Source organism: Anaerovibrio slackiae (assembly GCF_009695585.1).
Taxonomy (GTDB): Bacteria; Bacillota; Negativicutes; order Selenomonadales; family Selenomonadaceae; genus Anaerovibrio; species Anaerovibrio slackiae.
This window is the reverse complement of record NZ_VUNR01000015.1, coordinates 25,541-49,539: the sequence shown is the minus strand read 5'-3', so window position 1 is coordinate 49,539 and position 23,999 is coordinate 25,541. Positions and strand designations below refer to the sequence as shown.

Genomic DNA, 23,999 nt, shown 5'->3' with positions numbered 1-23,999 from the left:
GATGAGCTTAGAGGGAAAGGTTTGGCGCTACGGCGACAATATTGATACGGATGTGATTATTCCGGCACGCTATCTGAACTCCTTTGACCCGAAGGATCTGGCGGCTCATTGCATGGAGGACAGCGATGAGCATCAGGATGCGCCTTTTGCCAGCAACGTGGTGGAAGGGGACATCATGGTAGGCGGCAAGAATTTCGGCTGCGGTTCTTCCCGTGAGCATGCGCCGATTGCCATCAAGGCTGCCGGTGTGCCTGTGGTTATTGCTGCGGATTTTGCCCGTATTTTCTACAGGAACGGCATCAATATCGGACTGCCGCTGCTGGAAATCGGTGCTGATGTGGAGAAAATCAGCCACGGGGACAGGCTCCGGGTGGATACTGCCACCGGCGTAATTGAGAACCTGACTACCGGGGATGTATTCCATGCCCAGCCGCTGCCGGGCTTCGTGCAGGATATTGCCAAGGCTGGCGGCCTGATTAACTACATCAAGGCAAAGGGCTAAAAGCATAAATATATAGTGATGAAATTGCACTGGTGCAAGGATTTTGTACCGATTTAAGGAGAAGATAGTATGGCAAAGAAGATTGTGGTCATTCCTGGTGACGGCATCGGCAAGGAGATTACTGACTCCGCCGTAGAGGTGCTGAAGAAGGCTGCGGAGAAATATTCCCTGGAGCTGGAATATGAATACAAGGATGCAGGCGGTACTGCCTATGACAAGTTTGGCACGCCACTGCCAGAGGATACCCTGGAGGCATGCAAGGCTGCTGATGGGGTGCTGTTCGGTGCCGTTGGCGGTGACAAGTGGGATAATGTGGAGCCGTCCCTGCGGCCTGAAAAGGCAATTCTGGGACTTCGGAAGGGCCTGGGGCTGTACGCCAACCTGCGTCCTGTAAAGGTGGCAGATTCTTTGACTGAGTATTCTCCTTTGAAGCCGGAGCTGGTCAAGGGCGTTGACCTGGTTATTGTCCGGGAGCTGGTAGGCGGTATTTACTTCGGTGACAAGTGCGAGTCCGAGGAGTTTAACGGTACTGAGCGGGCCTGGGATCTGGAGAATTATTCTATTCCTGAGGTGGAGCGCATTGCCAAGCTGGCTTTTGAGACCGCCCGCCTGCGCCGGGGCAAGGTCACTTCCGTGGATAAGGCGAATGTGCTGGCAACCTCACGCCTGTGGAGGCGCACGGTGGCAGAGGTGGCAAAGGATTATGACGATGTGGAGCTGAATAATCTCTACGTTGACAATACTGCCATGCAGCTGGCTGTCCGCCCGACTCAGTTTGATGTTATCGTGACCGGCAATCTCTTTGGCGATATTCTCAGTGACGAGGCTGCGGTGATTGGCGGCTCTATTGGCATGATGCCGTCTGCTTCCATCGGTGAATGTACCAGTCTCTATGAGCCAATTCACGGTTCTGCACCGGATATCGCAGGCAAGGGCATTGCCAATCCTATTGGTACGATTCTGTCTGCGGCTATGCTGCTGCGTTATTCCCTGCAGGAGGAGGCCGCTGCCAAGGCCATCGAGGATGCTGTGGATGCAGCTCTGGCTGAGGGCTGGCGTACTGCTGATTTGTGGCATGAGGGCTTTAAAAAGGCAAATACCGAGGATATGACCAGGGCTGTACTGGCACATATCTGATGTTGTTTTTACAGAAGTTTTAATGAGGGGGGCCTGCCCATGAATGGAGCTCAGGTAATCGTAAAAATTCTGCAGGAGCAAGGGGTTGACACGCTGTTTGGCTATCCGGGCGGCATGATTCTCCCTTTATATGATGCACTGTATGATGCAAAAAATATCAATCAGATTTTGACTACTCACGAACAAAATGCGGCTCATGCTGCTGACGGATATGCCCGTGCTACCGGCAAGGTAGGCGTGTGCATTGCCACCTCCGGCCCGGGGGCTACCAACCTGGTGACAGGGCTGGGAACGGCATTTATGGATTCTATTCCTGTGGTTGCCTTTACAGGTCAGGTGGATACAGGGCTTTTGGGCAGGGACTCCTTTCAGGAAATCGACATCATGGATGTGACCATGCCTGTGACAAAGCACAATTACAAGGTCAAGGACCCGAAGGCTCTGGCTGCTACTGTCCGGGAGGCTTTTCGCCTGGCAAGGCATGGCCGCCCTGGGCCTGTGCTGGTGGATATTCCCCGGGATATTTTGCTGAATCCGGCTCCTTTTTATGCTGACGATACGCCTGTGAAGGAACCTGGCACCCCGGATGCTGATTTCAAGATTTGCGTGGCAGAGGCGGCGGAGGTAATCTGCCAGGCGAAGCAGCCGGTGATTATTTCCGGCGGCGGTGTCATCAATGCAGGTGCTTCCAAGGAGGTAGTTGCATTTGCGGAGCATTATAACCTGCCGATCGTGTTTACCCTGATGGGCATTGGCGGTGTGCCTAGCGAGCATCCCAATGTGCTGGGCTTTGCCGGTATGCATGGCACCAAGGCTGCCAACAATGCCGTGGCAAATGCGGATTTGATTATTTCATTGGGCAGCCGCTTTGCTGACCGCCAGACAGGCAATCTTGATAAATACACAGTGGGAACCAAGTTTATCCATGTGGATATTGACCCGGCGGAAATTGACAAGAATATTGCCAGCTCTATAGGGCTGGCCGGCAACATGCAGACTATTCTTGCCATGCTGATGCAGCGTGAGCCTGTGTCCAGGCTGGAGGACTGGTGGAAGAAAATCCGTGGCTGGCGCTGCGAATATGCCTATGATTATCATGTTTCCAGGCTGACTGTGCCTTGGGCCATGAATTGCGTGGCAAAGGCTGCCAGCGGCAAGGAGTTTGCTTTTGCCACGGATGTGGGACAGCATCAGATGTGGTGTGCCCTGCACTTGAAGGTGCAGGAGCCAAGGACATGGTTTACCTCCGGCGGCCTTGGCACTATGGGGTTTGGCCTGCCTGCGGCTATGGGGGCACAGGTTGCCTATGAGAACAGCGGCAGCGAGAGGCGCGTAGTGCATGTGGCTGGCGATGGCGGCATCAAGATGACCGGCAATGAGTATTATACCATTGCCAGGCTGAATCTGCCGATTATCTCCATCATTGTGAATAACAGCAGCCTGGGCATGATTCGGCAGCTGCAGAAGGTAAACTACAAGGAAAGATACATTGCCTGCGAGCTGGATTATCCAATGGATTATGCAGCCTATGCCAGGAGCTTTGGCATAGAGGCGGAAAATGTTGACTCTACCGAGGGCTTTGCAGAGGCATTTAGGCGTGCCATGTCTGAGCGCAGGCCGTATGTTATCGTGATGAATATCCACAGAAGCTTTGTGGAGCCGATGATAAAAGGCGGTGCCAGGATTAATGAGTTCGTGGATTTCAAGTAATGTGAAATAAATGCAAATAAAGAGGACAGCTATGGGAGATGTGTTCCGTAGCTGTCCTTTTTTATGGGTATATATGTTTATGCAATTTTTTATATGCTTATGGCAGTGGGGATTATTGCCTGAGCTTTGCTTCGTAAAGCTCCTCAAAGAGCTGGCAGGCATCCATGATGCAGTCAGGGCAGGAGCGGAGGACTTTGCCGGTGCCAACGCCTTTTAATTCGTGGCAGAGGACGGAGCCGTTCTGAGCCTTGAAGCGTTCCAGGATTTCCCGTCCCAGGGCATAGGTCTGAGCCTTGGTGGAAGGGTGTTCCAAATCACCGCAGCTGTTCAGGAGGCCGATGAGAGCTATAGCGCCGCTGATGGCACCGCAGGTTCCCTGCATATTGCCGCCGCCCAGTCCGAAGCCCTCAGTGATTTTAAACAGCTGCTCCGGTGCCATATCAACTAAATCAGCATAGGTAAGAGCTACGGACTGGGCACAGTTGTAGCCCAGGTCGTGCTTTTCGATTGCTATTTTCTTTCTGCTTTCCATAATGTGTATTCTTCTCCTTCTTTTGCCATTGGTACTATAAATGTGCTGTCTTGCAGGCAGTTTCATTGCACGTATCCTGCTAAATAAAATTATATCATAATTTTTTCGGAAAAGCAGGAAAATCAGTCGTATATGTAGAATTTTAACCAGTAAGGAGTAAAACGTGTTTTAGTAGTGCATTGGTGCATATAGAGATGTGCATGAGGTGCAGCAGGATGCCGGAGAGGTGGTGGGAGAAATGGAATACTATGAGGTGCTTGAGAATTTCGGCCAGCTGGCGCTGGCATGCGTGCTGGGAGGCATGATAGGCTATGAGCGTCAGTCACGGCGCAAGTCAGCAGGGCTGCGCACGAATATACTTGTATGCCTTGGCTCATGCCTGATAATGATGATGTCCTACGAGATATATAAGCAGGTGGAGGGCATGACAAATGCGGACCCGGCAAGGTTGGGGGCGCAGGTAGTCAGCGGCATTGGTTTTCTGGGTGCCGGAGCCATCATGAAGGAAGGGGTGAGCGTAACAGGGCTGACCACGGCAGCCTGCCTGTGGGTGGTTGCCTGTGTGGGGCTGGCAGTGGGTGCCGGTTTTTACATAGAAGCGATAATGACAACAATTTTGGTAGTTATAGTTGTGGGGGTGCTCAGCCATTTCGAGCTGAAAAAATCCACCCGTGCCGGTGTGCTGCAGCTTACGGTGTATTCGGATAACAATCCTGAACAGCTTTCTATCATTACCAGCTGCCTTGATGATTTGCACATCGATATTACAAAAATCAAAATGCGGGAGGAATATGCCAGGAATGAGCGGGAGCAGACGATTATCCTCGTCATGGAAATGATGCTTTTGAACAGCAGGCATTACAGCACAACCCATATAGTCAATATTTTGCAGGATTTGCCGGGCATACACGGTATAGAGCTGCGCTGATAAATTTATGTTTTTTGGGGAGGCAGGATTATGGATTATCAGGGAATGAGGACTTACAGGCGTTTTCATCAGGAGCCGGTGCCGGAGGCGGTGCTGGGGGAGATGATGGAAAATGTCAGGATTGCCAGCTGTGCAAAGAATGACCAGCCGCTGATTTATACGGTGGTAAGGTCTGCTGAGATGGTGAAGGCGATGCAGCCGCTGGTGAAATGGGCAGCAGCCCTCCCAAAGGAGCTGGGGACGCCTGTGGAGGGGGAGCAGCCGACCGCCTTTGTGGTGATTGCCAAGTCGGAAAGGGCTGTGCCCCTTAGTGACATTGATGTGGGGATTGCCGTAAATACGCTGGCTGCCACCGCATGGGAGCACAAGGTAGGCAGCTGTATCATGGCCTCCATCAATGCACCGAAAATACAGGAGCTTCTGGCAATACCGGAAGGCTACAAGGTACGCCTGGTGCTGGCGCTGGGGTATCCTTCCCACAAGAGTACGGTGGTGGAGCTGAAGGACAGCCTGGATTATTATCTTGACGAGGAAAGGAATTATTATGTTCCGAAGCGTGCCCTTGAGGATATTGTGACTTATAAGTAAGGTTTTGTGTCGTTTAAGTAAGGTTTTGTGTCGTTCATTGGGATAAATACAGCAGGCAGCCCGGGATGGATATGGCTTTTTCGCCTTGGCGAAGGGGGCATATGGCGGATATTTCCCGGCTGCCTGTTTATTTTGCAGATTTTTTTGTCAAATTATGTATTTTTTTGGTATAATAATGAAATGAATGTTTAAAAATAATTTTGAGGGTGAGTTAGTTGCAAAAAAAGCGGACAAAGACAACCAGCCGCAAGAAGGCTGCTGAGAATAAAAAAACTGCTGCGGCGAAGCGCGGAAGCAGTGGCAGTGCCAATGCCAATGAGCCGGTACAGGATAATACAAAGCGGAACTATGAGCTGCGGGGGCTGGCATTTGTGGCTGCCGGGCTGATTGCTATCTGCGGCATAGCCGGATTGAATGTAGGCTTTGTGGGGCTCAAGGCAGCCAAGTTCCTGCAATATTTCTTTGGCGTAGGGGCATTGGTGGCAGCAGGTGCCTTTGTGGGCGCAGGCGGCTATTATATCATGCGGCATCAGAAGCTGGTCTTTAATGCCAGGCTGCTGGGGGGCATCGGCTTTTTTGCCTGTGCCATTTCCCTTTATCATCATCTGGTGGTAAAGCCGGGGGAGGAAATTCTGCCTTCCAGCCTGGTGGAGGGTGGCGGACTTCTGGGGGGGGCCATTACGATTTTTCTGCACAATGTAGCAGGTGTGGATGGAACACCAATACTTCTGGCGGTAGGGCTGATTGGCGCCTTGATTGTGGCAACCACCTGGTCGCTGGCACAGGGCATCCTGACCACCAAGGAAAAGGCGGAAAAAGGTGCTGATGTTGCCAAGAAAGCTACAGTGGTGGTCTATGATAAGACAGTTGAGGTAGGCGGCAAGGCCAAGGAGCAGGTGCAGGAATATGTGCAGGAGCATATTGATGATGTGGGCGAAAGGCTGAAGCGGCTTCGCGGCAAGCAGTTTTTGGCGCGTTATGAGCAGGATTCTGCTTTTTTGAACGGGGAACAGGGCACATCTGCCGCTGGCAGTGACAAAAGAGGTGCAGCTTCTTATCAGGAAAAAACTCATGCATCCGGCAGGGACAGCCTGTCAGGTGTGAGCATAGCGGCAGAGCTGATGGCTGAAAAGGAGTCCGGAGATGTGAAGGAGTTTGCGCCGCCACCTGCCAATGCAGATGAGCTGGTGGAAGCAAATCCTGTGGCAGCAGGCTTCTTTGCGGAAAAGTTTTCCAGCACGGCAGAGCCGGAGGAAGTGCCTGAGCTGGCTGTGCAGCTGGGCCTGGAGACTGCGGATGAGAGCCAGGCCGGGCTACATGCTCAACCTGCCAAGCAGATTCAGGCAGATGACTGGGAAGGGATGGCTGATTTTGACTGGGAGAGGTATGCCGCAGACAATAGTGACAGCATATTCGCTGATATAAGCAGTGATATAGATACAGATATGCATACAGGCATAGATGCAGAGACAGAGGTAAATACAGATACAGATGTAGATGTGGATGCAGGTGTTGATGCAGAGACGATTGCTGCTTTAGACATAATGGGAATAGATATAGCTAAAGCTGCAGGCGAAGATGAGGCAGACACAGAAGCAGACGCAGAGGTAGAAGCAGAGATAGAGCTAGAGGCAGAGACGAAAATAGAAGCAGATATAGTGGCAGAGGCGGAGACAGAAACGAAATCAGAAGCCGATGAGTATGACTACGGCATCGATGATATGGAGATAACCTACCCGGAGGAGTCGGTGGATTTGACAGAGGCTGTTGAGGACGATGGTTCTGTGCAGCAGCCAGGGGAGGAAATTATCACAGAACAGCCAGTAGGGAAAGCCAGCGTGGAGCAGGCAGCAGCAAAAGCGGCCCCGGAGCAGGCAGCACCGCCACCGCCGCCATACAAGCTGCCGCCTCTGCATTTGCTCTCCAAGACCGTAAAGACCATGAATGAAAGCCTCAATCAGGAAATCAGCAACAACGCGAAAATCCTGGGGGAGACTTTGGCGAATTTCAAGGTGAAGGCTTCCATCCTCAACGCCTGCCACGGACCGGCTGTTACCCGTTATGAGGTGAAGCCTGCACCAGGCGTCAAGGTCAGCAAGATTACGGGGCTGGCTGACGATATAGCCCTGAACATGGCAGCAACAGCGGTGCGCATTGAGCAGATTCCCGGCAAGGCGGCTATCGGTATCGAGGTGCCGAACCGTGAGCTGGAAAGCGTGCAGCTGAGGGAGGTGCTGGAAAACCCTGCCTTTGCGGCAGCCAAGTCCAAGCTGACAGTGGGGCTGGGCAAGGATATCGGCGGACAGGCTATCTTTGCCGATTTGGCGAAAATGCCTCATCTGCTGGTGGCTGGTGCCACCGGCTCCGGTAAGTCAGTATGCATCAACACCCTGATTACCAGCGTGCTGTTCAAGGCAAAGCCCACAGAGGTCAAGTTTATCCTGATAGACCCAAAGATGGTGGAGCTGTCCGTGTACAACGATATTCCGCACCTGATGGTGCCGGTGGTAACCGATGCAAAAAAAGCGGCCTCAGTGCTGAACTGGGCGGTGCAGGAAATGGAAAAGCGCTATGGGCTGATTGCCCAGGTAGGGGTGCGCAACATGGAGGGCTATAACAAGCTGTTTGCCGATGAGCCTGAGCAGCAGCTTCCTTCTATTGTCATCATTATCGATGAGCTGGCTGATCTGATGATGGTGGCTCCTCACGATGTGGAGGATGCCATCTGCCGCATTGCCCAGAAGGCCCGTGCTGCCGGTATCTATCTGGTGCTGGCTACCCAGCGGCCATCAGTAAATGTCATTACGGGCGTAATCAAGGCAAATATCCCGTCCCGTATTTCCTTTGCGGTGACTTCCCAGATTGACTCCAGGACGATTCTGGATGCTTCCGGCGCGGAAAAGCTGCTGGGCAAGGGCGATATGCTCTTTAAGCCTCAGGAGGCCAACAAGCCGACCCGTATCCAGGGAGCCTTCGTCAGCGACAAGGAAGTGGAGATGCTGACTGAGTACATCAAGTCCCAGGGGCACAAGCTGGAAGCAAATCAGGAAATCATTGATTTTACCAATAAAGCTGTGGAAAGCGAAAATGATGGGGAGAATGATGACAAGGCTTCCTCAGGCAAGGTCAAGATTGACAGCCTGCTTCGGGATGCGGTGGAGCTTACCATGTCCAGCGGCAGTGCTTCCGCTTCCAGCTTCCAGCGGCGGTATCATATCGGTTACAGTCGTGCCGGGCGTCTGCTGGACACTATGGAACAGCTGGGGATTGTAGGGCCGCCCCAGGGCAGCAAGCCCCGGGAGATTCTGGTAACGGAGGCTCAGGCCTTTGAGATAATGGACAATTATGAAAATCAGTAATATATGATTTGTATTAGGAGATGTATTTGGTGGCTAAGCTGGAAATAAACATGCTGGAGGGCTCTATTTGGGACAAGGTGCTGAAATTTGCCATTCCCCTTGCCATGACAAGCATCATGCAGCAGCTTTTTAATGCTGCCGATGTGGCCATTGTGGGGCAGTTTGTGGGCAAGGAGGCTTTGGCTGCCGTAGGGGCCAATGGCATAGTAATCAACCTGATGCTGAACCTGATGGTGGGGCTGTCCATTGGCGCCAATGTGGCCTGTGCCAATTTTCTGGGGGCAAGGACTTACCTGCGCCTGAAAAAAGCGGTGCATACCTCCATGCTGGTGGCAGTTTTGTGCGGCATCTTTCTGGCGGTTTTCGGTGTCACTTTCGGGCGGGATATTTTGCTCTTGATTGATACGCCGCCGGAGATACTGGATGCCGCCGAGCTGTACCTGCAAATTCTGATGGCAGGAGTTCCTACCCTTTTGCTGTACAACTTTGGGGCCGCCCTGCTGCGCAGCAAGGGGGATACCAGGCGGCCTTTGTACGCCATGCTGGCATCAGGCTGTATCAATGTCAGCCTGAATCTTTTCTTCGTGCTGGCCTTGCATATGGGGGTGGAGGGAGTCGCTATCGCTACGGTGATTGCCACTACCTGCAGTGCCTGCCTGATTGTGTACTGGCTGCATCAGGAGGAAGGGCCGATGCAGCTGCAGCTGCGCAAGCTGGCCATTGATGTAAGTGTGCTGGCGTATATTGCCAGGATTGGCCTGCCGGCAGGCTTGCAGGGCATGGTCTTTTCCTTTTCCAACATCATTATTCAGATTGCCATTAACAATCTGGGGGCGGAGTATATCGCCGCCTCGGCTATTGCCCTGAACTTTGAATTTGCCGCCTTTTTCATTCTGTCCGCCTTTTCCCAGGCGGCTACCACCTTTGTGGGACAGAATTTTGGGGCGGGGAATATCCGGCGCTGCCGTCAGATTATGCGCTGGTGCGTAGGGATGAATTTCGTCATTACCGGCAGCATCTGCCTGCTGATGTCCCTGCTGGCACCTTTTTTGGCAGCCATCTACACGGCAGATGCAGAGGTTATCGAGTATGCGGTGCTGCGCATACGCTATATCCTGACCTTTGAATTTATGAATGTGGTCATCGAGACCTGTTCCGGCGGCATGCGGGGAGTGGGACATTCCCTTTATCCGGCAGCGGCCTGCTTTCTGGGGGTGTGCGTCTTCCGGGTAATCTATATCTATACGATTTTTGCGGCGGAGCCGGTTTTCAGCGTGCTGATGGCGGTGTACCCCATCAGCTGGGTATTTACGATTTTGCTGATTATCGGAGCGTATTTTTACGTTTTCAACAAGCTGGAACGTTCTATGCTGCCAGCCGTTGGGAAATAATATAAGGATGCAGGCTTGAAATTTAAGGCTGCAGGGAAATGTATGCAGGCAATGCACAGATGATTTTTATAAAAGGAGTGCAGAAAATATGGAAACAAAAGGATTGATTCTGGTGCATACCGGCGACGGCAAGGGCAAGACTACGGCAGGGCTGGGACTGGCCCTAAGGGCATGGGGCAGCGGCCTCCGGGTGCTGATTTTGCAGTTTATTAAGGGGGGCTGGAAATACGGCGAGCTGGAAGCCATTGAACGGCTGGGGCAGCTGGATGGCAGGATTGAAATTAGGCCGCTGGGGCTCGGCCTGATGCGCAGTGACGAGGACAGGGAAAAGCATATCAGGGCGGCGGCAAAGGCCTTGCAGGAGTCAGAACGGATGATGGTGTCCGGTCAGTATGACCTGATTATCTTTGACGAGATTAATTATGCCGTGAAGTTCGGCCTGATTTCCCTTGATGATGTGCTGGCACTTCTGGACAAGAAGCCGGAAAAGCTGCATGTGCTCCTGACAGGCAGGGATGCGCGGCTTGAGCTGATTGAGCGTGCTGACCTGGTAACGGAGATGAAGCTGGTGAAGCATCCGTACCAGCAGGGCATAAAGGCACAGCAGGGCATTGAATTTTAAAAAATGGGAGATAAGATTTGTGAACAAGCAGGAAATTTTTGATTTTGTAGATAAGCAGGAAATCTGGCACGAGGTTACTGAGCATGAGGCGGCTTTCACCATGGAGGAGGCACTTAACATGGAGATGCCTTATCCGGACCGGGAGGCAAAGAACCTCTTTGTCCGGGATGACAAGAAACAGAATTATTACCTGATTACGGTCTGCGGGCCGAAAAGGGTGCAGCTGAAGGAGTTTAAGAAAGCCCAGGGGACCAGGCGCCTGAGCTTTGCCTCGGCGGAGGATTTGAAGGAAATGCTGGATGTGCTGCCGGGTTCCGTATCGCCCCTGGGACTTCTAAATAACGAGGAATGCAACGTCAAGCTGTTTTTGGATGAGGAATTTGTGCAGGGCAGCGGCATTATCGGCATCCATCCTAATGAAAATACGGCTACAATCTGGATGAAGACGGAGGACCTGCTGACCATGATACGCCGTCATGGCAATGAGGCCCAGGTGGTGGAGCTGTAATTTACCCATTTATTTAACCAGTTATTCTTTCTTTGAGATGTGATGATATGCAGATTGCTGATGTGTATATAAATATTCCTGTCAAGAGCATAGCCAGCTCCTTCAGCTACAGGATACCGGCGAAGCTGGGCAGGCTGGGGGCAGGCTGGCGTGTGCTGGTGCCCTTTGGCGGCCGGGATATTGAGGGATTTGTGGTGAAGGTCTGCCCGGTGGAAAGATACCGGGAGATGAAAGATGCCTATCCCGTGGAAAAGCTGAAATACATCAAGGCGGCGGTGGATGAGGAGCCTTGGTTTTCCCCCAGGATGATTGAGGCTGCCAAATGGCTGGCTGATTTTTATCTGTGCTCTGTGGGAGAGATGATGCGGCTTTTTATGCCGGGGAAAAGCGGGCTGAAAATCCAGCTGAAGTATGAGGCTGTGCCTGATATGGGGGACAATATGCTGCTGATGGTGGATGTGTACCGCCAGGTCTATGAGGCTCTTTTGGCAGCCGGTTCCGCCAAGGAAAAGGAGCTGGGGCAGCAGCTGGAAGCGGATGATATGCCGGAGGCGGCAGCCCAGCTGGGCAAGATTCTGGAAGGGCTCTTGAAGTACAAGCTGGTACGCCGGGTATATGCCGCCAGTCAGCGGGCAAAGGAAAGCTATGAGAGCTATCTGGCCGTGGGCGATGGGCTGACCGCCGAGGCTATTGAACAGTTCGATAAGCGGAAAAAGGCCCAGAAGCGGCTTTTGCTGTGGCTGGCTGACAGGCAGGCTGCGGCCGGGGAGCCGCCTGACATATCCATCAAGGAGCTTTTGTCTGAGGGATTTTCCCGGGAGGTTGTCAAGGGAGTGGCGGAGTCCGGCTTCGGCGCAATCCGCCAGCGGCGGGTGCTGCGTGACAGCTACCGTGATTTTGCGGCAGGCGGCATGGTGCAGGAGCTGACAGCTGACCAGCAAAAGGCGGTTTCAGCCCTGGGCACCCAGCTGAAAATCCGGGAATACCGTACCTTCCTTTTATATGGCGTCACCGGCAGCGGCAAGACCCAGGTGTATATTGAAGCGGCTCGTCAGGCAAGGAACATGGGCAGGAGCGTGGCAGTGCTGGTGCCGGAAATTGCCCTGACCGGCCAGGTAGTGCAGTCATTCAAGGGGTACTTTGCCGGGGATATCGTGGTGATGCACAGCCGCCTCTCCATCAATGAAAGAAATGATGCTATCATGAGGGTGCGCACCGGCCAGGCAGGCATTGTCATCGGGGCCCGTTCCGCCCTGTTTACGCCTCTTGAGGATATGGGGCTGATCATCATGGATGAGGAGCAGGACAATTCCTACAAGCAGGATGAGTCTCCCAGGTATCATGCCAGGGTGGTGGCACAGAAGCTGGCGGAGCTGTACGGTGCTGTACTGCTCCTGGGCAGTGCCACCCCATCTTTGGAGACCTACTACCATGCGGTGAGGGGGGACTATGGGCTTCTTTACATGCCGAAGCGCATCGGCAGCCGCTGCCTGCCTAAGGTGGTCAGTGCGGATATGCGGCAGGAGCTGAGGATGGGGCGGCGCAGCGTGATTTCTCTGCCGTTGCAGAATTTGATTGCCGATACGCTGGCCAGGCATGAGCAGATTATCCTCATGCTGAACAGGCGGGGCTTTGCTACCTTTGTCATGTGCCGTTCCTGCGGCGAGCCGGTAAAATGCCCCCAGTGCACCATGCCGCTGGTGTATCACCGGGACGGGCGGCTCCTGTGCCATCACTGCGATATACAGGTGCCTGTGCCGGATGTCTGCCCCAAGTGCGGCAGCCCCTATATCAAGTATTTTGGCTCCGGCACGGAAAAGCTGGAGCAGGAGCTGGCGGAGCTGGTGCCTGAGGCACGGATTATCCGCATGGACAGGGATACCACTGCCGGCAAGTTTGCCCACACGGAGATACTGGACAAGTTCCGCAAAAGGGAATTTGATATTTTGCTGGGCACCCAGATGGTGGCCAAGGGGCATGATATTCCCAATGTGACGGCAGTGGGCATCCTCAGTGCGGATTCAACCCTTAATATGCCGGATTTCCGGGCGGCGGAGCGGGTGTTTATGCTGATTACCCAGACGGCAGGCCGGGCCGGGAGGGGCGAGGTACCGGGACGGGTGGTGGTGCAGTGCTACAGCCCGGAGCATTTTGCAGTCAGAACCGGCATTGACCAGGATTACGAGGCATTTTTCCGGGAGGAAATGAAGCTGAGAAAGACATTATTCAATCCGCCCTTCAGCAGGCTCATCAAGCTGGTTTTCCAGCATGAGAACGAGTCGGAGGCAAGGCGCATGGCAACAGCCATGAGGGACGCTTTTGTGCAGGAGTTCCGGGGCAATCCCCTGCAGCAGGCAGTGGGCCCGGCACCTGCCATGATGTCCTGGCTGCGGGGCGTTTACCGCTATGCCCTGCTGCTGAAGACCGGGGATATTGAAAGCGTCCTGTGCTTCCTCCGGCGGCAGGGAGCAGGCCAGGACATGAGGGTGATGGTGGATATTGATCCCCTTGCCACTTCGTAGCTTATTTTTTAGCCGTTATATGGATGTCGTGGGGGCAATTGCCAGGTATGTGTAAATGTCAGATAATGTCAGGTAAAGGATAGATAGCTTATGCAAAACGAGGTCTTACGCTGCAGGCTGGCAGCTGCGTACAATTTCTTTGCGCAGCGGGGCCATCAGCACAATATGAACAGGGTACGGGACTTGGCGGAAAAGCTGGCCGCAGGGGAATACGGCATTGCCTTTGCCGGTCATTTTTCTGCCGGCAAGTCCCGGATGATTAACAGCCTGCTGGGGGAAAGCCTCCTGCCTTCCAGCCCTATTCCTACCAGTGCCAACCTGGTAAGGGTGCACAGGGGCAAGGGCGGGGAGGACTATGCCAGGGTGTTCTTTCACAGGGAAAAGCCCAGGAAATATTTGGCGCCTTATGATTATGACTTGCTGAGAAGCTTCTGCCGTGATGGTGATTCCATTGCGGAGATTGAGCTGTGCCGTAGTCAGCTGGATTTGCCGCCCCAGGTGGTTATCATGGACACGCCGGGCATTGATTCGGCGGATGATGCCCACAGGGCGGCTACGGAGGCGGCACTGCACCTGGCGGATATCATCCTCTACGTGATGGATTATAACCACGTGCAGGCGGAGCTGAACTTGTCCTTTACCAGGGATTTGACTCAGGCAGGCAAGACGGTGTACCTGATTGTCAACCAGATTGATAAGCATGTGGAGACGGAGCTTTCCTTTGAGGCGTTCTGCAAGGGGGTGGAAAAGGCCTTTCACAGCTGGGGCGTAAGGCCGGCAGGCTTTTTTTATACATCCCTGAAATACCCGGAGCATCCCCGCAATCAGTTTCCTGCCCTGAAGCAGCTGCTTGATGAGAAGCTTGCGTCACGCCATGAGCTTTTGGCTGAGTCGGTGGCTGCTTCCCTGAACAAGGTGCTGGCGGAATACAGGCAGGAATACGGCCAGGAGAGGGAGAACCTGCTAGCTGGCAGCAGGGAGATACTGTCAGGTCTGTCTGCTGAAAGGCTGCAGCAGATGAGGGATGACTATCGGCGGCTGTCGGCAGAAAGGGACGGGCTGCTGACGGATTGGGAGGCGGAGTTTGATGCAGGTGTGGAGAAGATTCTCGCCAACGCCTACCTGATGCCTACCTCCACCCGCGATCTGGCCAGGGATTATCTGGAAGCCTGCCAGCCTGATTTCAAGGTGGGCTTTTTCGGCAGGGGCAAAAAGACTTTGGCGGAGCTTGAGAGGCGCAGGAAAGCCTTTTTTGAGGATGCGGCGGAAAAGGCACGCACCCAGCTGGAATGGCATATCAAGACATATTTCACGGATTTTGCCCGGCAGCAGCATGTGGATAATGAACAGCTGTCAGGCTATGTGCAGGGCATGGCCATCCTGCCGCCGGAGGAGCTTCTGACGGAGGCCATGCGCTCCGGGGCAAAGCTGACTCAGGACGGTAGCTATGTGATGAATTATACGGCGAATTTTGCCGAGGGCACCAAGCATGTGGCCAGGCGCTTTGCCCTTGCTTTCAAGGAAAAATTGCAGGAAAAACTGGCAGAAAGGCGAAAGCTGCGCTGCCAGGAAATCCACAGCCAGCTGGCAGCTATGGAACGCTACCACAAGGCCTGGTCGGCAGCTGATGAGGCTGAAAGGGCACAGAAGGAGCTGGCGAAGGTGCTGGAGCAGGTGGCAGCAGCTGACTCCATGCCGCCGGAGGGGGATTCCCTTTTCCTGCCGCGGCAGCTGGATGAGGAAATTGTGCCGCCGATGGATGGCAGCCCTGTCAAGTCCTGTGCAGAGGATGGTAAGGCTGATGACAGTGCTGGTGCTGCTATGGCTATGGATATAGCCAGGGATATGGAGCGTAACGCCAGTGAAGGGGTTGCAGGCAAGCCGGAGAGCCAGGATGATTCCGGAGAGGCAGCAGGTATCGCCCATATTCATCAGGAAAAGGGCGGCAAGGCATTGCTTCATAGCTGGGCGGAGAAGCTTCGCAAGGGGAGTCAGCTGACAGGCCGCATCCCGGTACTGAAGCAGCTTGCCGCAGAGCTGGCGGAACGGGCTGACCGCCTGGAGGGCAGGGGCTTCATGGTGACGCTTTTCGGTGCCTTCAGCGCAGGCAAGTCCTCTTTTGCCAATGCCCTTTTGGGGGAGGCGTTGCTGCCTGTATCGCCAAACCCTACAACGGCAGCTATCAATAAGATATGCCCTGTGGATGATGAGCATCCTCATGGCACGGTTGTGGTCAAGCTGAAGGATGAATCCATGCTGCTGGCAGATGTGAACAGGGCGTTGTCGGCATTTCACCAGTCGGCTGCCACCTTGCAGGAGGCGCTGGCCATGGTGGAAAACGCTTTGGAGGACAAGTCCGGCAGCCGCCAGCGGGAAAAGGCCTTTTTGCGTGCCTTTATCTCCGGCTGGCAGGAGGCAGCTGGAAAACTTGGGCAGCAGCTGACCAGGCAGCTGGCTGATTTTGGCGTCTATGCGGCACAGGAGGATAAGTCCTGCTTTGTGGACTGGCTGGCAGTTTACTATGACTGCCCGTTTACCAGGCTGGGCATTACCCTGGTGGACACGCCGGGGGCTGATTCCATCAATGCCCGTCATACCAATATGTCCTTTAATTATATCCGGCAGTCGGATGTGGTGCTGTTCGTGACCTATTACAACCATGCTTTCAGCAGGGCGGACAGGGAATTTCTCATTCAGCTGGGGCGTGTCAAGGACGCCTTTGCCCTGGACAAGATGTTCTTCATTGTCAATGCCATTGATTTGGCGGAGGATGCAGGGGAAGCAGAGGGAGTAATCGGCTATGTGGCTGACCAGCTGAAGAAATACGGCGTCAGGAAGCCGCAGATGTTCGGCCTGTCCAGCCAGCAGATACTGAAGGAGAAAATGTCCGGCAAGAATACAGGCTTTGCCTTTGAGGATGCTTTTTACCGCTTTGTGCTGGAGGAGCTTACGGGCATTGCAGTCAATGCCGCCCGGGGTGAGTACCTGCTGGCGGTGGAGAGGGTAAAGGAGCTGATACGGCTTAACAGCAGCGACAGGGCTGAGAAGGAACAGCGGCGTTTGCAACTGGCGGACTTCAAGGCGAAGGCTGACAGGCTTCTGGCAGGGCTGACCAGTATGGATATGCAGAACCGCCAGCAGCAGGAAGCCAGGGAATTGGTGTATTATGTCAAGCAAAGGGTATTTTTGCGGTATACTGATTTTTATCGGGAGTCCTTTAACCCGGCCCTGCTAAAGGGCAAGGACAACGCCGGCGGCAAGTTGCAGGAGGCCCTGGGGCAGCTCATGGAAAGCCTGGGCTTTGACCTGGCACAGGAGCTTCGTGCTACCACGCTGCGCATGGAGCAGTTTATCAGCAGGCAGGCGTGGCAGCTGCAGCAGCAGGTCAACAGCAAGCTTCTGGAAATCAACAGCGAGCTGCCTATTTCCCAGCGGGATTTTGCCTACGAATGCGGTATGGAGTATGAAACTGCTTTCAAGGATATAGATAGGAAAATTTTTAGAGAGCCATTGTCCATCTATAAAAATCCCAAGAGCTTTTTCGAGCAGGGGGGCACCAGGGAGATGGAAGCGGCCCTGGAGAAGATTTTTGACAGGCTGGCGGATGAATATCTGCATGAGCAGCAGGAGAGGCTGCTGTCCAGCCTCCATGAGGGCACGGAGCAGGTTTTTGCCAGGGTGAAGGAACGCTTTGAGCGTATTTTGCAGGCAAATTACGAGGCTGATCTGGCAGCGCTTGAGGGTGGCGTCCCGGCAGAGGTGCTGGAGGAAATCCTGGCTGAATTGGAGAAGCAGGCCTAGTGATGAAAAGGCGGGATTGCCGCAGTAATGCTGATGGGTGTTTATATTGATATTGATATTCAACACGATTGATATTTGTTAAATCTTTTGGATTGGTGAGGAGTGTAGGAAAGATGAGTTTTGAGTTTACCAAATGGCAGGGCACAGGCAACGATTTTGTGCTGATTGACTGCATGAACAGGTCAGAGGAGCCTTATGTAGCTGCGGCACAGGAAATCTGCGACCGGCATTATGGCATTGGTGCGGACGGCATTTTGCTGGTACTGCCATCGGACAAGGCGGATATCCGCATGAGGATTATCAACGCGGACGGCAGCGAGGCGGAGATGTGCGGCAACGGCATCCGCTGCTTTGCCCGTTATGTCTATGAGGCAGGCCATGTGACCGGGGATGCCTTTACGGTTGAGACTGGCGCAGGCATTCTGGTGCCGAAAATCATCAAGGAAAATGGCAATATTTCCATGATTGAGGTGGATATGGGAGAGCCGGTGCTGGAAGGGGATAAGATTCCTGTGGCTGGCTATGGCATGAACAGGGTAATCAACGAGGAAATCCAGGTGCAGGGCAAGACATTTAAGATGACCTGCGTATCCATGGGCAATCCTCACTGCGTGGTCTTTGTGGAGGATGCGGAGAATTTCCCTATCTATGAGCTGGGCAGATTTTTTGAAACCCATGAAAAATTCCCTCGCAAGACCAATACCGAGTTTGTGCAGGTCATGGACCACCAGCATCTCAGGATGCGCGTCTGGGAGCGGGGGGCGGCTGTTACCCTGGCCTGCGGTACCGGCTCCTGCGCTACCCTGACAGCGGCTGTGCTGAACGGACTGGCTGACCGCCGGGCGGAAGTGCAGCTGGATGGGGGCAGGCTGGTCATTGAATGGAATGAGCAGGACAATCATCTCTACATGACAGGCCCTGCCCTGCAGGTATTCAGCGGCACATATCCTTTACAGGATTAATGTTGTCATGGCTTTTATTTAGTGCTATAATATATGGGCTAAATTGTGGGTTAAAAGATAAAAGAGGATTTATTCATGATAAAGAGTATGACCGGCTTTGGTGCCGGGGACTGTGAAAATCAGGATTTCAAGGTGCATGTGGAGCTGAAAACCGTGAACCAGCGGTATCTGGAGACGAATTTTCACATGCCCTACAGCCTGAATATGTTTGAAAACCAGCTGACGAAAAAGATTAAGGAGTATCTTTCCCGGGGGAAGCTGGATATCAATGTGCGCTTTCAGGACCTGAGGGACAAGGCTGTGACCATCAGCGTGGACATGGGGCTGGTGGATGCCTACGGCAAGGCACTGGATGAGATTAATGACCGGCTGGGGCTGGGGGGACGTCCCGGGGCTGCCCAGATTGCCAGCTATCCTGATGTGCTGAAAATCACCGAGGAAAATGTGGATTTGGCTGGTGCAGAGCCTGTTTTGCTGGCGGCCTTTGAGGAGGCGCTTGGCAACCTGGTGGCCATGCGTACTGCTGAGGGTGAGAATATCAGGGCTGATTTGCTGGCACGGATTGATGTGCTGGAGGGCTTCGTGGCAGAGCTGGAAAAGCTGGCCCCGGAGATTGTGGCAAGCTACCGCCAGAGGCTGGAAAAGCTGCTGGAGGAATACCTGGCCAAAGAGGATATCGATGAGAGCAGGATTATTCAGGAAACTGCCCTGTTCACTGACAAGGTGAACTATACGGAGGAAACTGTCCGGCTGCACAGCCATTTTGACCAGTTCCGCAGTATTATGGGCATGGATGAGCCTATAGGGCGCAAGCTGGATTTTCTCATTCAGGAAATGAACCGGGAGATTAACACCGTGGCTTCCAAGGCAAATTCTGCCGGTGCCGCCCGCTTTGTGGTGGATGTCAAGAGCGAGATTGAGAAAATCAGGGAGCAGATTCAGAATATTGAGTAAATACTGGATGCAGGCTGAAAGCTGATAATCAATGGCTGCAGGCTGATAGTTGAGATTCGAGAGCCTGACATTGGCAGTTGAAGGGAGTTGTGGCTATCGTTGGATATCAAGCTGATTAATATAGGCTTTGGCAATGTGGTATCGGCAAACCGCGTGGTTGCCATAGTAAGTCCTGAATCTGCGCCTATCAAGAGGATTATTCAGGATGCCCGGGACCGCTTTCAGCTGATAGATGCCACTTATGGAAGGCGTACCAGGGCAGTGGTAATTATGGACAGCGGGCATGTGGTGCTTTCGGCAGTGCAGCCTGATACCATGTCCCATCGCATTGTAGAGGAGGACTAGCTGTGCGCAAGGGTTTGTTGATTTTGATTTCCGGGCCGTCCGGCACCGGCAAGGGTACGGTATGCGACCTTTTGAGAAAAAACCACCCGGAGATTTCCTACTCCATTTCCGCTACCACCCGGCAGCCCAGGCCGGGGGAGCAGGATGGCGTAAATTATTATTTCTATGACAAGGAAAAGTTCCGGCAGATGATTGATGCCGGGGAGCTTCTGGAATGGGCGGAGGTCTACGGCAATTATTACGGTACGCCGAAGCAGAAGGTGCTGGACAGGCTGAATGCCGGTGAGGATATCCTGCTGGAGATTGATACCCAGGGAGCCCTGAATGTCATGAAGGCTGTGCCGGAGGGACTGTTTATTTTCCTGCTGCCTCCATCCCTGGAGGAGCTGGCAAACCGCCTGAAAGGCAGGGGCACTGAGACAGAGGAAAGCCTGCAGCGGCGTCTTGGCGCGGCTGTAGACGAGATAAAAATTGCCCATAATTATCGTTATGTGGTGGTTAATGACAAGGTAGAGGCTGCTGAAAAGGCCATTGCCGGCATCATTGAGGCGGAGCATCACCGCACTGACCTGAATGAGGAGCTTCTGGCAGGCTTGCAGCAGTGGAAGGAGAATGCATAATGAGTAAGATGAACATCGTAACCCCTAACCTGGACCAGCTGACACCGCTGGTGGACAGCCGCTATACGCTTGTAACTTTGGCTGCCAAGCGTGCCCGTGACATCATGGACAAAAGCCATCCTGTCACTGCCAAGCGTACCTCTACCCGTGATGTAACCAATGCCATGGAAGAAATCTACGAGGGCAAGATTACCTACAAGCGTTTAACCAGCGGCATCAAGTAAATCTCTGTAATTTGGGGTAGAAACAATATGTTGAATGGGAAAAAAATCGTTCTGGGCGTTACCGGCGGTATCGCCGCCTATAAGTGCGTGGATCTTGCCAGCCGCCTCCGCAAGAAGGGGGCTGAGGTGCACGTTATCCTCACCAGGGGCGCCCAGAACTTCGTGACGGAAACTGCTATGCGGGAAATCAGCGGCAATCCCGTCATTACCTCCATGTGGGGGGAGATACATAATTATGATGTGGAGCATATAGCATTGGCAACCTTGGCTGATGTGGTGCTGATCGCCCCGGCTACGGCCAATGTGCTTGCCAAGGCGGCAGCTGGCATAGCTGATGATATGCTTACCACCACGGTTCTGGCCACAAGGGCGCCGATTTTCTTCGCCCCTGCCATGAACAGCAACATGTATGAAAATCCTGTCACCCAGCGGAATATCACCACCCTGCAGCAGCGGGGCTGGCAGCTGATACCGCCTGCCAGCGGCCATCTGGCCTGCGGCACCAGCGGCATCGGCAGGATGCCGGAACCTTCGGAGCTGGTAGAAGTGCTGGAAAATTATTTTGCCGGGGAAGGTGGCAGCGTGGAAAGTGCTGATGGCAACACTATGGATAGCACCATGGGCAATACCATGCAGGGGCTGAAGCTTTTGGTGACAGCTGCCGGTACCCGTGAGCCTATTGACCCGGTGCGCTATATCGGCAACCGTTCCAGCGGCAAGATGGGCTATGCCATTGCCGAGGCTGCTGCCAGACTGGGAGCGGAGGTTACGCTGATTTCCGGGCCATCGGCCTTGCAGCCGCCAGCCGGGGTGGAGTTTTTCGGCGTGGAGTCCGCCCGGGAAATGCGCCAGCTGGTGCAGGAGAGATTTCCTGCCTGCGACATAGTCATCAAGGCGGCGGCAGTGGCTGACTATCGCGTAAAAAATGTCTCCGACCAGAAAATCAAGAAAAATGATGCGGAGCTTACCCTGGTGCTGGAAAAGAACCCGGATATCCTGAAGGAACTGGGGGAGATGAAGCAGCCCCATCAGACATTGGTGGGCTTTGCGGCAGAAACCCAGAACCTCCTGCAATATGCCAAGGGCAAGCTGGAAAAGAAGAACCTTGACATGATTGTAGCCAATGATGTATCAAAGCCCCAGGCAGGCTTTAACGTGGACACCAACCTCATCAAGCTTCTGAAGCGTGACGGTTCTATTGAAGAACTGCCGCTGATGAGCAAGAAGGAGCTGGCGTATATTATTCTTGACAGGGTAATGAAGCTGAGAATGTAACAGCGTTTATTTAGTCTTAATTTTATTCAATTTTATTTGCATTATAAAGATGGAGCCGTTTTGCTGAAAAGCTGCGGCTCTGTTTTTGTGTATGAGAAATAATAAAATATTGACTTAGAAATAACATAAATAATTGAAAAGTAACATAAGATATGTTATTATACAGAAAAAATGTTACAAGGAGATGCTATATGAAAAAGCAACTAGAGCAGTATTTTGGCTGCAAAGTAAAAATAGCAGAATACAAGAATAAATTACCGTTGCCGATCTTCATGACAATGCGTGATATTATATTGGTTGAAATGTATGGCGTTAGCTTTGCCATAATAGATGTTATGAAGGAAACGGAGCTAAGCATTGCCGCAATGAAAAAGCAGAAAGCAAAGTATGAGGAAGCTTTGCAGTGCTCTGTAGCATATGCAGTAGCGTTAAACAGCATATCCATGAGAAATGCTCTTGTAAAAAGAGGTGTGCCCTTTGTTGCTCTGCCGGGAAATATATTCTTGCCATTTATGGGAATTATATTGCAGGACGTGCGTCACAATCAGTATGCTAAGGCAGATAAGATGATGCCCGCAACTCAGATGGTTTTTTTGGAACTTTTATATATGGGCGATGAAGACTCAATGTTAAAAAGTGAAGTTGCAAACAAATTGAATCTTGCCAAGACGTCCATTACAAGAGCATCGGCACAATTAGAGGCAATGGGGCTAATCCAGCAGGTTAAATCTGGAACAGAGATTGCTATTAGGAGAAATTATCCACGCAAAGAGTATTATGAGAATGCAAAAACATATTTGATTAATCCTGTTCAGAAAGTGATTACAATTAGACGATGTGAAGTAATCTTTGAATCATTTACCGCAGGTGAAACTGCTCTTAGTCAGCAGTCAGAATTGAATCCACCAAGCATAAAGGAATGTGCAATCTACAAGGGAGAGGAAGTTGTAAACCGGTTGGAAATTGTGGATGCCAGATCTGAGAACCCGGATGCTTGCCTGAAGGTGCAATTATGGAAATACAATCCTTTTTATTTTGCAAGGGAAGGGCGTGTAGATCCTGTTTCACTTGCATGCACTTTTCAAGATAACGAAGACGAAAGAATAGAAGTAAGCATTGAGGAAATGTTGGAGGAATTATAAATGATACCAGGAATAGATTCCTTTAGAGAAAAATTTAAAAATTATACTGATTATTACACTATTATTGGCGGAACTGCCTGCGATATTTTACTCTCAGAGGCAGATTTGCCATTTCGTGCGACAAAAGATATTGATATTATTCTGATTATGGAAGATAATTTCCCGGAATTTGCAACTATATTTTGGGAATACATAGAAGAAGGCGGTTATAAATGCGGTTGGAAGAACGGAGAAAATATGCACTTTTATCGCTTCACAGAAGGCAAATTTGGCTATCCAACTATGATTGAGCTGTTTTCAAGAAAGCCTGGATATCATCTTGAAATAAAAGAAGGAATCATTCCGATTCATATTGATGATGATACTTCCAGTTTATCAGCAATTCTTCTGAATGATGATTTCTATGAATTTATGATGTCTGGACGCAAAGTGGCTGATGGTATTGGTGTTTTGGGAGCAGAGCATTTGATTCCATTTAAAATGTATGCTTGGATTAACCTGTTAGATAGAAAAAGAGCTGGCGAGCATGTCAATGAAAAAGATTTAAGGAAGCATAAATACGATGTATTTCGCTTGCTGCAGATTGTCACATCAGGAACAAAAGTAGAATCAGAAGGACTGGTGAAAGTCAGCATTCGTAGATACATTGAGGAAATCAGCGCAATAGATGAATCGGAAGTAAGACTTTTTCAGATGGGAATGCCTTTTGATAGAGAGAGGGGCGTGGAGTTGCTGAAGGAGATTTATTTGTAAGAAAACTATCATAGGTTTGTGTTTCAATTTCAGGGGATGGTGTAATGCGAGTATTTGCAATATCGGATATTCATCTGTACATTTAGTTTTTGAACATCCTCATGGCAGTAGGTTCTTTTTATGG

General features: G+C 52.2%; 20 protein-coding genes. 19 read left to right on the top strand and 1 reads right to left on the bottom strand.

What is annotated here, in order from left to right; translation table 11 throughout:
- Position 1: 1 nt before the first annotated feature.
- The 3 genes from FYJ84_RS08645 to ilvB all read left to right on the top strand — a co-directional run bounded on the left by FYJ84_RS08645 (position 2) and on the right by ilvB (position 3,349).
- A complete protein-coding gene (locus tag FYJ84_RS08645; protein WP_154407201.1) occupies positions 2–502 on the top strand; it encodes a 3-isopropylmalate dehydratase small subunit in 501 nt (166 codons plus the stop codon).
- A 69-nt stretch (positions 503–571) separates the two neighbouring features.
- The gene (gene leuB, locus FYJ84_RS08640; protein ID WP_154407200.1) at positions 572–1,639 is read left to right on the top strand and encodes a 3-isopropylmalate dehydrogenase; all 1,068 of its coding nucleotides are present in this window, start codon (positions 572–574) and stop codon (positions 1,637–1,639) included.
- 39 nt (positions 1,640–1,678) lie between these two features.
- Positions 1,679–3,349, top strand: a complete 1,671-nt coding sequence (ilvB, locus tag FYJ84_RS08635; protein WP_154407199.1) for a biosynthetic-type acetolactate synthase large subunit — start codon at positions 1,679–1,681, stop codon at positions 3,347–3,349.
- A 112-nt stretch (positions 3,350–3,461) separates the two neighbouring features.
- Here ilvB and FYJ84_RS08630 read toward each other — a convergent pair whose 3' ends face one another.
- Positions 3,462–3,881 (bottom strand): C-GCAxxG-C-C family protein, encoded by a 420-nt coding sequence (locus FYJ84_RS08630; protein WP_154407198.1) that lies wholly within the window; start codon positions 3,879–3,881, stop codon positions 3,462–3,464.
- A 238-nt stretch (positions 3,882–4,119) separates the two neighbouring features.
- Here FYJ84_RS08630 and FYJ84_RS08625 point away from each other — a divergent pair, with 238 nt between their 5' ends.
- The 16 genes from FYJ84_RS08625 (at position 4,120) to FYJ84_RS08550 (ending at position 23,875) form a co-directional block, all read left to right on the top strand.
- A complete protein-coding gene (locus FYJ84_RS08625) occupies positions 4,120–4,809 on the top strand; it encodes an MgtC/SapB family protein (protein ID WP_154407197.1) in 690 nt (229 codons plus the stop codon).
- Between the two features lie 30 nt (positions 4,810–4,839).
- Positions 4,840–5,397, top strand: a complete 558-nt coding sequence (locus FYJ84_RS08620; protein WP_154407196.1) for a nitroreductase family protein — start codon at positions 4,840–4,842, stop codon at positions 5,395–5,397.
- A 215-nt stretch (positions 5,398–5,612) separates the two neighbouring features.
- Positions 5,613–8,756, top strand: coding sequence for a DNA translocase FtsK (locus tag FYJ84_RS08615; protein ID WP_154407195.1), 3,144 nt, complete (start codon positions 5,613–5,615; stop codon positions 8,754–8,756).
- Between the two features lie 29 nt (positions 8,757–8,785).
- Entirely contained in the window at positions 8,786–10,147 is a 1,362-nt protein-coding gene (locus FYJ84_RS08610; RefSeq protein WP_205764165.1) for an MATE family efflux transporter, read from the top strand.
- Positions 10,148–10,175: 28 nt separating this feature from the next.
- Positions 10,176–10,769: a cob(I)yrinic acid a,c-diamide adenosyltransferase gene (gene cobO, locus FYJ84_RS08605; protein WP_268878713.1), complete on the top strand. Its 594-nt coding sequence runs from the start codon at positions 10,176–10,178 to the stop codon at positions 10,767–10,769.
- Between the two features lie 19 nt (positions 10,770–10,788).
- Complete coding sequence (locus FYJ84_RS08600; RefSeq protein WP_205764164.1) at positions 10,789–11,277, top strand: prolyl-tRNA synthetase associated domain-containing protein; 489 nt, start codon at positions 10,789–10,791, stop codon at positions 11,275–11,277.
- A 47-nt stretch (positions 11,278–11,324) separates the two neighbouring features.
- A complete protein-coding gene (priA, locus tag FYJ84_RS08595) occupies positions 11,325–13,799 on the top strand; it encodes a replication restart helicase PriA (RefSeq protein WP_154407191.1) in 2,475 nt (824 codons plus the stop codon).
- Between the two features lie 90 nt (positions 13,800–13,889).
- Positions 13,890–17,600, top strand: coding sequence for a dynamin family protein (locus tag FYJ84_RS08590; RefSeq protein WP_154407190.1), 3,711 nt, complete (start codon positions 13,890–13,892; stop codon positions 17,598–17,600).
- A 113-nt stretch (positions 17,601–17,713) separates the two neighbouring features.
- Positions 17,714–18,562 carry a diaminopimelate epimerase gene (dapF, locus tag FYJ84_RS08585; protein ID WP_154407189.1) on the top strand — a complete coding sequence of 283 codons (849 nt, stop codon included), beginning with the start codon at positions 17,714–17,716 and terminating at the stop codon, positions 18,560–18,562.
- A gap of 75 nt (positions 18,563–18,637) precedes the next feature.
- Positions 18,638–19,516, top strand: a complete 879-nt coding sequence (locus tag FYJ84_RS08580) for a YicC/YloC family endoribonuclease (RefSeq protein WP_235901407.1) — start codon at positions 18,638–18,640, stop codon at positions 19,514–19,516.
- A 99-nt stretch (positions 19,517–19,615) separates the two neighbouring features.
- Positions 19,616–19,861 carry an extracellular matrix/biofilm regulator RemA gene (gene remA, locus FYJ84_RS08575; protein WP_154407188.1) on the top strand — a complete coding sequence of 82 codons (246 nt, stop codon included), beginning with the start codon at positions 19,616–19,618 and terminating at the stop codon, positions 19,859–19,861.
- Positions 19,862–19,863: 2 nt separating this feature from the next.
- On the top strand, positions 19,864–20,481 hold the full coding sequence (gene gmk / locus FYJ84_RS08570; protein WP_277008124.1) for a guanylate kinase: 618 nt from the start codon (positions 19,864–19,866) through the stop codon (positions 20,479–20,481).
- On the top strand, positions 20,481–20,705 hold the full coding sequence (gene rpoZ / locus FYJ84_RS08565; protein ID WP_439714483.1) for a DNA-directed RNA polymerase subunit omega: 225 nt from the start codon (positions 20,481–20,483) through the stop codon (positions 20,703–20,705). Before gmk ends, rpoZ begins: the two co-directional genes overlap by 1 nt.
- A 27-nt stretch (positions 20,706–20,732) precedes the next feature.
- The gene (gene coaBC / locus FYJ84_RS08560; RefSeq protein ID WP_154407187.1) at positions 20,733–21,980 is read left to right on the top strand and encodes a bifunctional phosphopantothenoylcysteine decarboxylase/phosphopantothenate--cysteine ligase CoaBC; all 1,248 of its coding nucleotides are present in this window, start codon (positions 20,733–20,735) and stop codon (positions 21,978–21,980) included.
- Positions 21,981–22,171: 191 nt separating this feature from the next.
- On the top strand, positions 22,172–23,122 hold the full coding sequence (locus tag FYJ84_RS08555; RefSeq protein ID WP_154407186.1) for a helix-turn-helix domain-containing protein: 951 nt from the start codon (positions 22,172–22,174) through the stop codon (positions 23,120–23,122).
- Positions 23,123–23,875 (top strand): hypothetical protein, encoded by a 753-nt coding sequence (locus tag FYJ84_RS08550; RefSeq protein ID WP_154407185.1) that lies wholly within the window; start codon positions 23,123–23,125, stop codon positions 23,873–23,875.
- Positions 23,876–23,999 lie beyond the last annotated feature (124 nt).

What these genes read in the sequence shown, in the direction of transcription:
- rpoZ (WP_439714483.1), top strand. Translation starts at nt 20,481, where the DNA reads ATGAGTAAGATGAACATCGTAACCCCTAACCTGGACCAGCTGACACCG.
- FYJ84_RS08555 (WP_154407186.1), top strand. Translation starts at nt 22,172, where the DNA reads ATGAAAAAGCAACTAGAGCAGTATTTTGGCTGCAAAGTAAAAATAGCA.
- coaBC (WP_154407187.1), top strand. Translation starts at nt 20,733, where the DNA reads ATGTTGAATGGGAAAAAAATCGTTCTGGGCGTTACCGGCGGTATCGCC.
- FYJ84_RS08625 (WP_154407197.1), top strand. Translation starts at nt 4,120, where the DNA reads ATGGAATACTATGAGGTGCTTGAGAATTTCGGCCAGCTGGCGCTGGCA.
- FYJ84_RS08550 (WP_154407185.1), top strand. Translation starts at nt 23,123, where the DNA reads ATGATACCAGGAATAGATTCCTTTAGAGAAAAATTTAAAAATTATACT.
- FYJ84_RS08645 (WP_154407201.1), top strand. Translation starts at nt 2, where the DNA reads ATGAGCTTAGAGGGAAAGGTTTGGCGCTACGGCGACAATATTGATACG.
- FYJ84_RS08620 (WP_154407196.1), top strand. Translation starts at nt 4,840, where the DNA reads ATGGATTATCAGGGAATGAGGACTTACAGGCGTTTTCATCAGGAGCCG.
- FYJ84_RS08630 (WP_154407198.1), bottom strand. Translation starts at nt 3,881, where the DNA reads ATGGAAAGCAGAAAGAAAATAGCAATCGAAAAGCACGACCTGGGCTAC.
- dapF (WP_154407189.1), top strand. Translation starts at nt 17,714, where the DNA reads ATGAGTTTTGAGTTTACCAAATGGCAGGGCACAGGCAACGATTTTGTG.
- leuB (WP_154407200.1), top strand. Translation starts at nt 572, where the DNA reads ATGGCAAAGAAGATTGTGGTCATTCCTGGTGACGGCATCGGCAAGGAG.
- FYJ84_RS08590 (WP_154407190.1), top strand. Translation starts at nt 13,890, where the DNA reads ATGCAAAACGAGGTCTTACGCTGCAGGCTGGCAGCTGCGTACAATTTC.
- ilvB (WP_154407199.1), top strand. Translation starts at nt 1,679, where the DNA reads ATGAATGGAGCTCAGGTAATCGTAAAAATTCTGCAGGAGCAAGGGGTT.
- priA (WP_154407191.1), top strand. Translation starts at nt 11,325, where the DNA reads ATGCAGATTGCTGATGTGTATATAAATATTCCTGTCAAGAGCATAGCC.
- FYJ84_RS08580 (WP_235901407.1), top strand. Translation starts at nt 18,638, where the DNA reads ATGATAAAGAGTATGACCGGCTTTGGTGCCGGGGACTGTGAAAATCAG.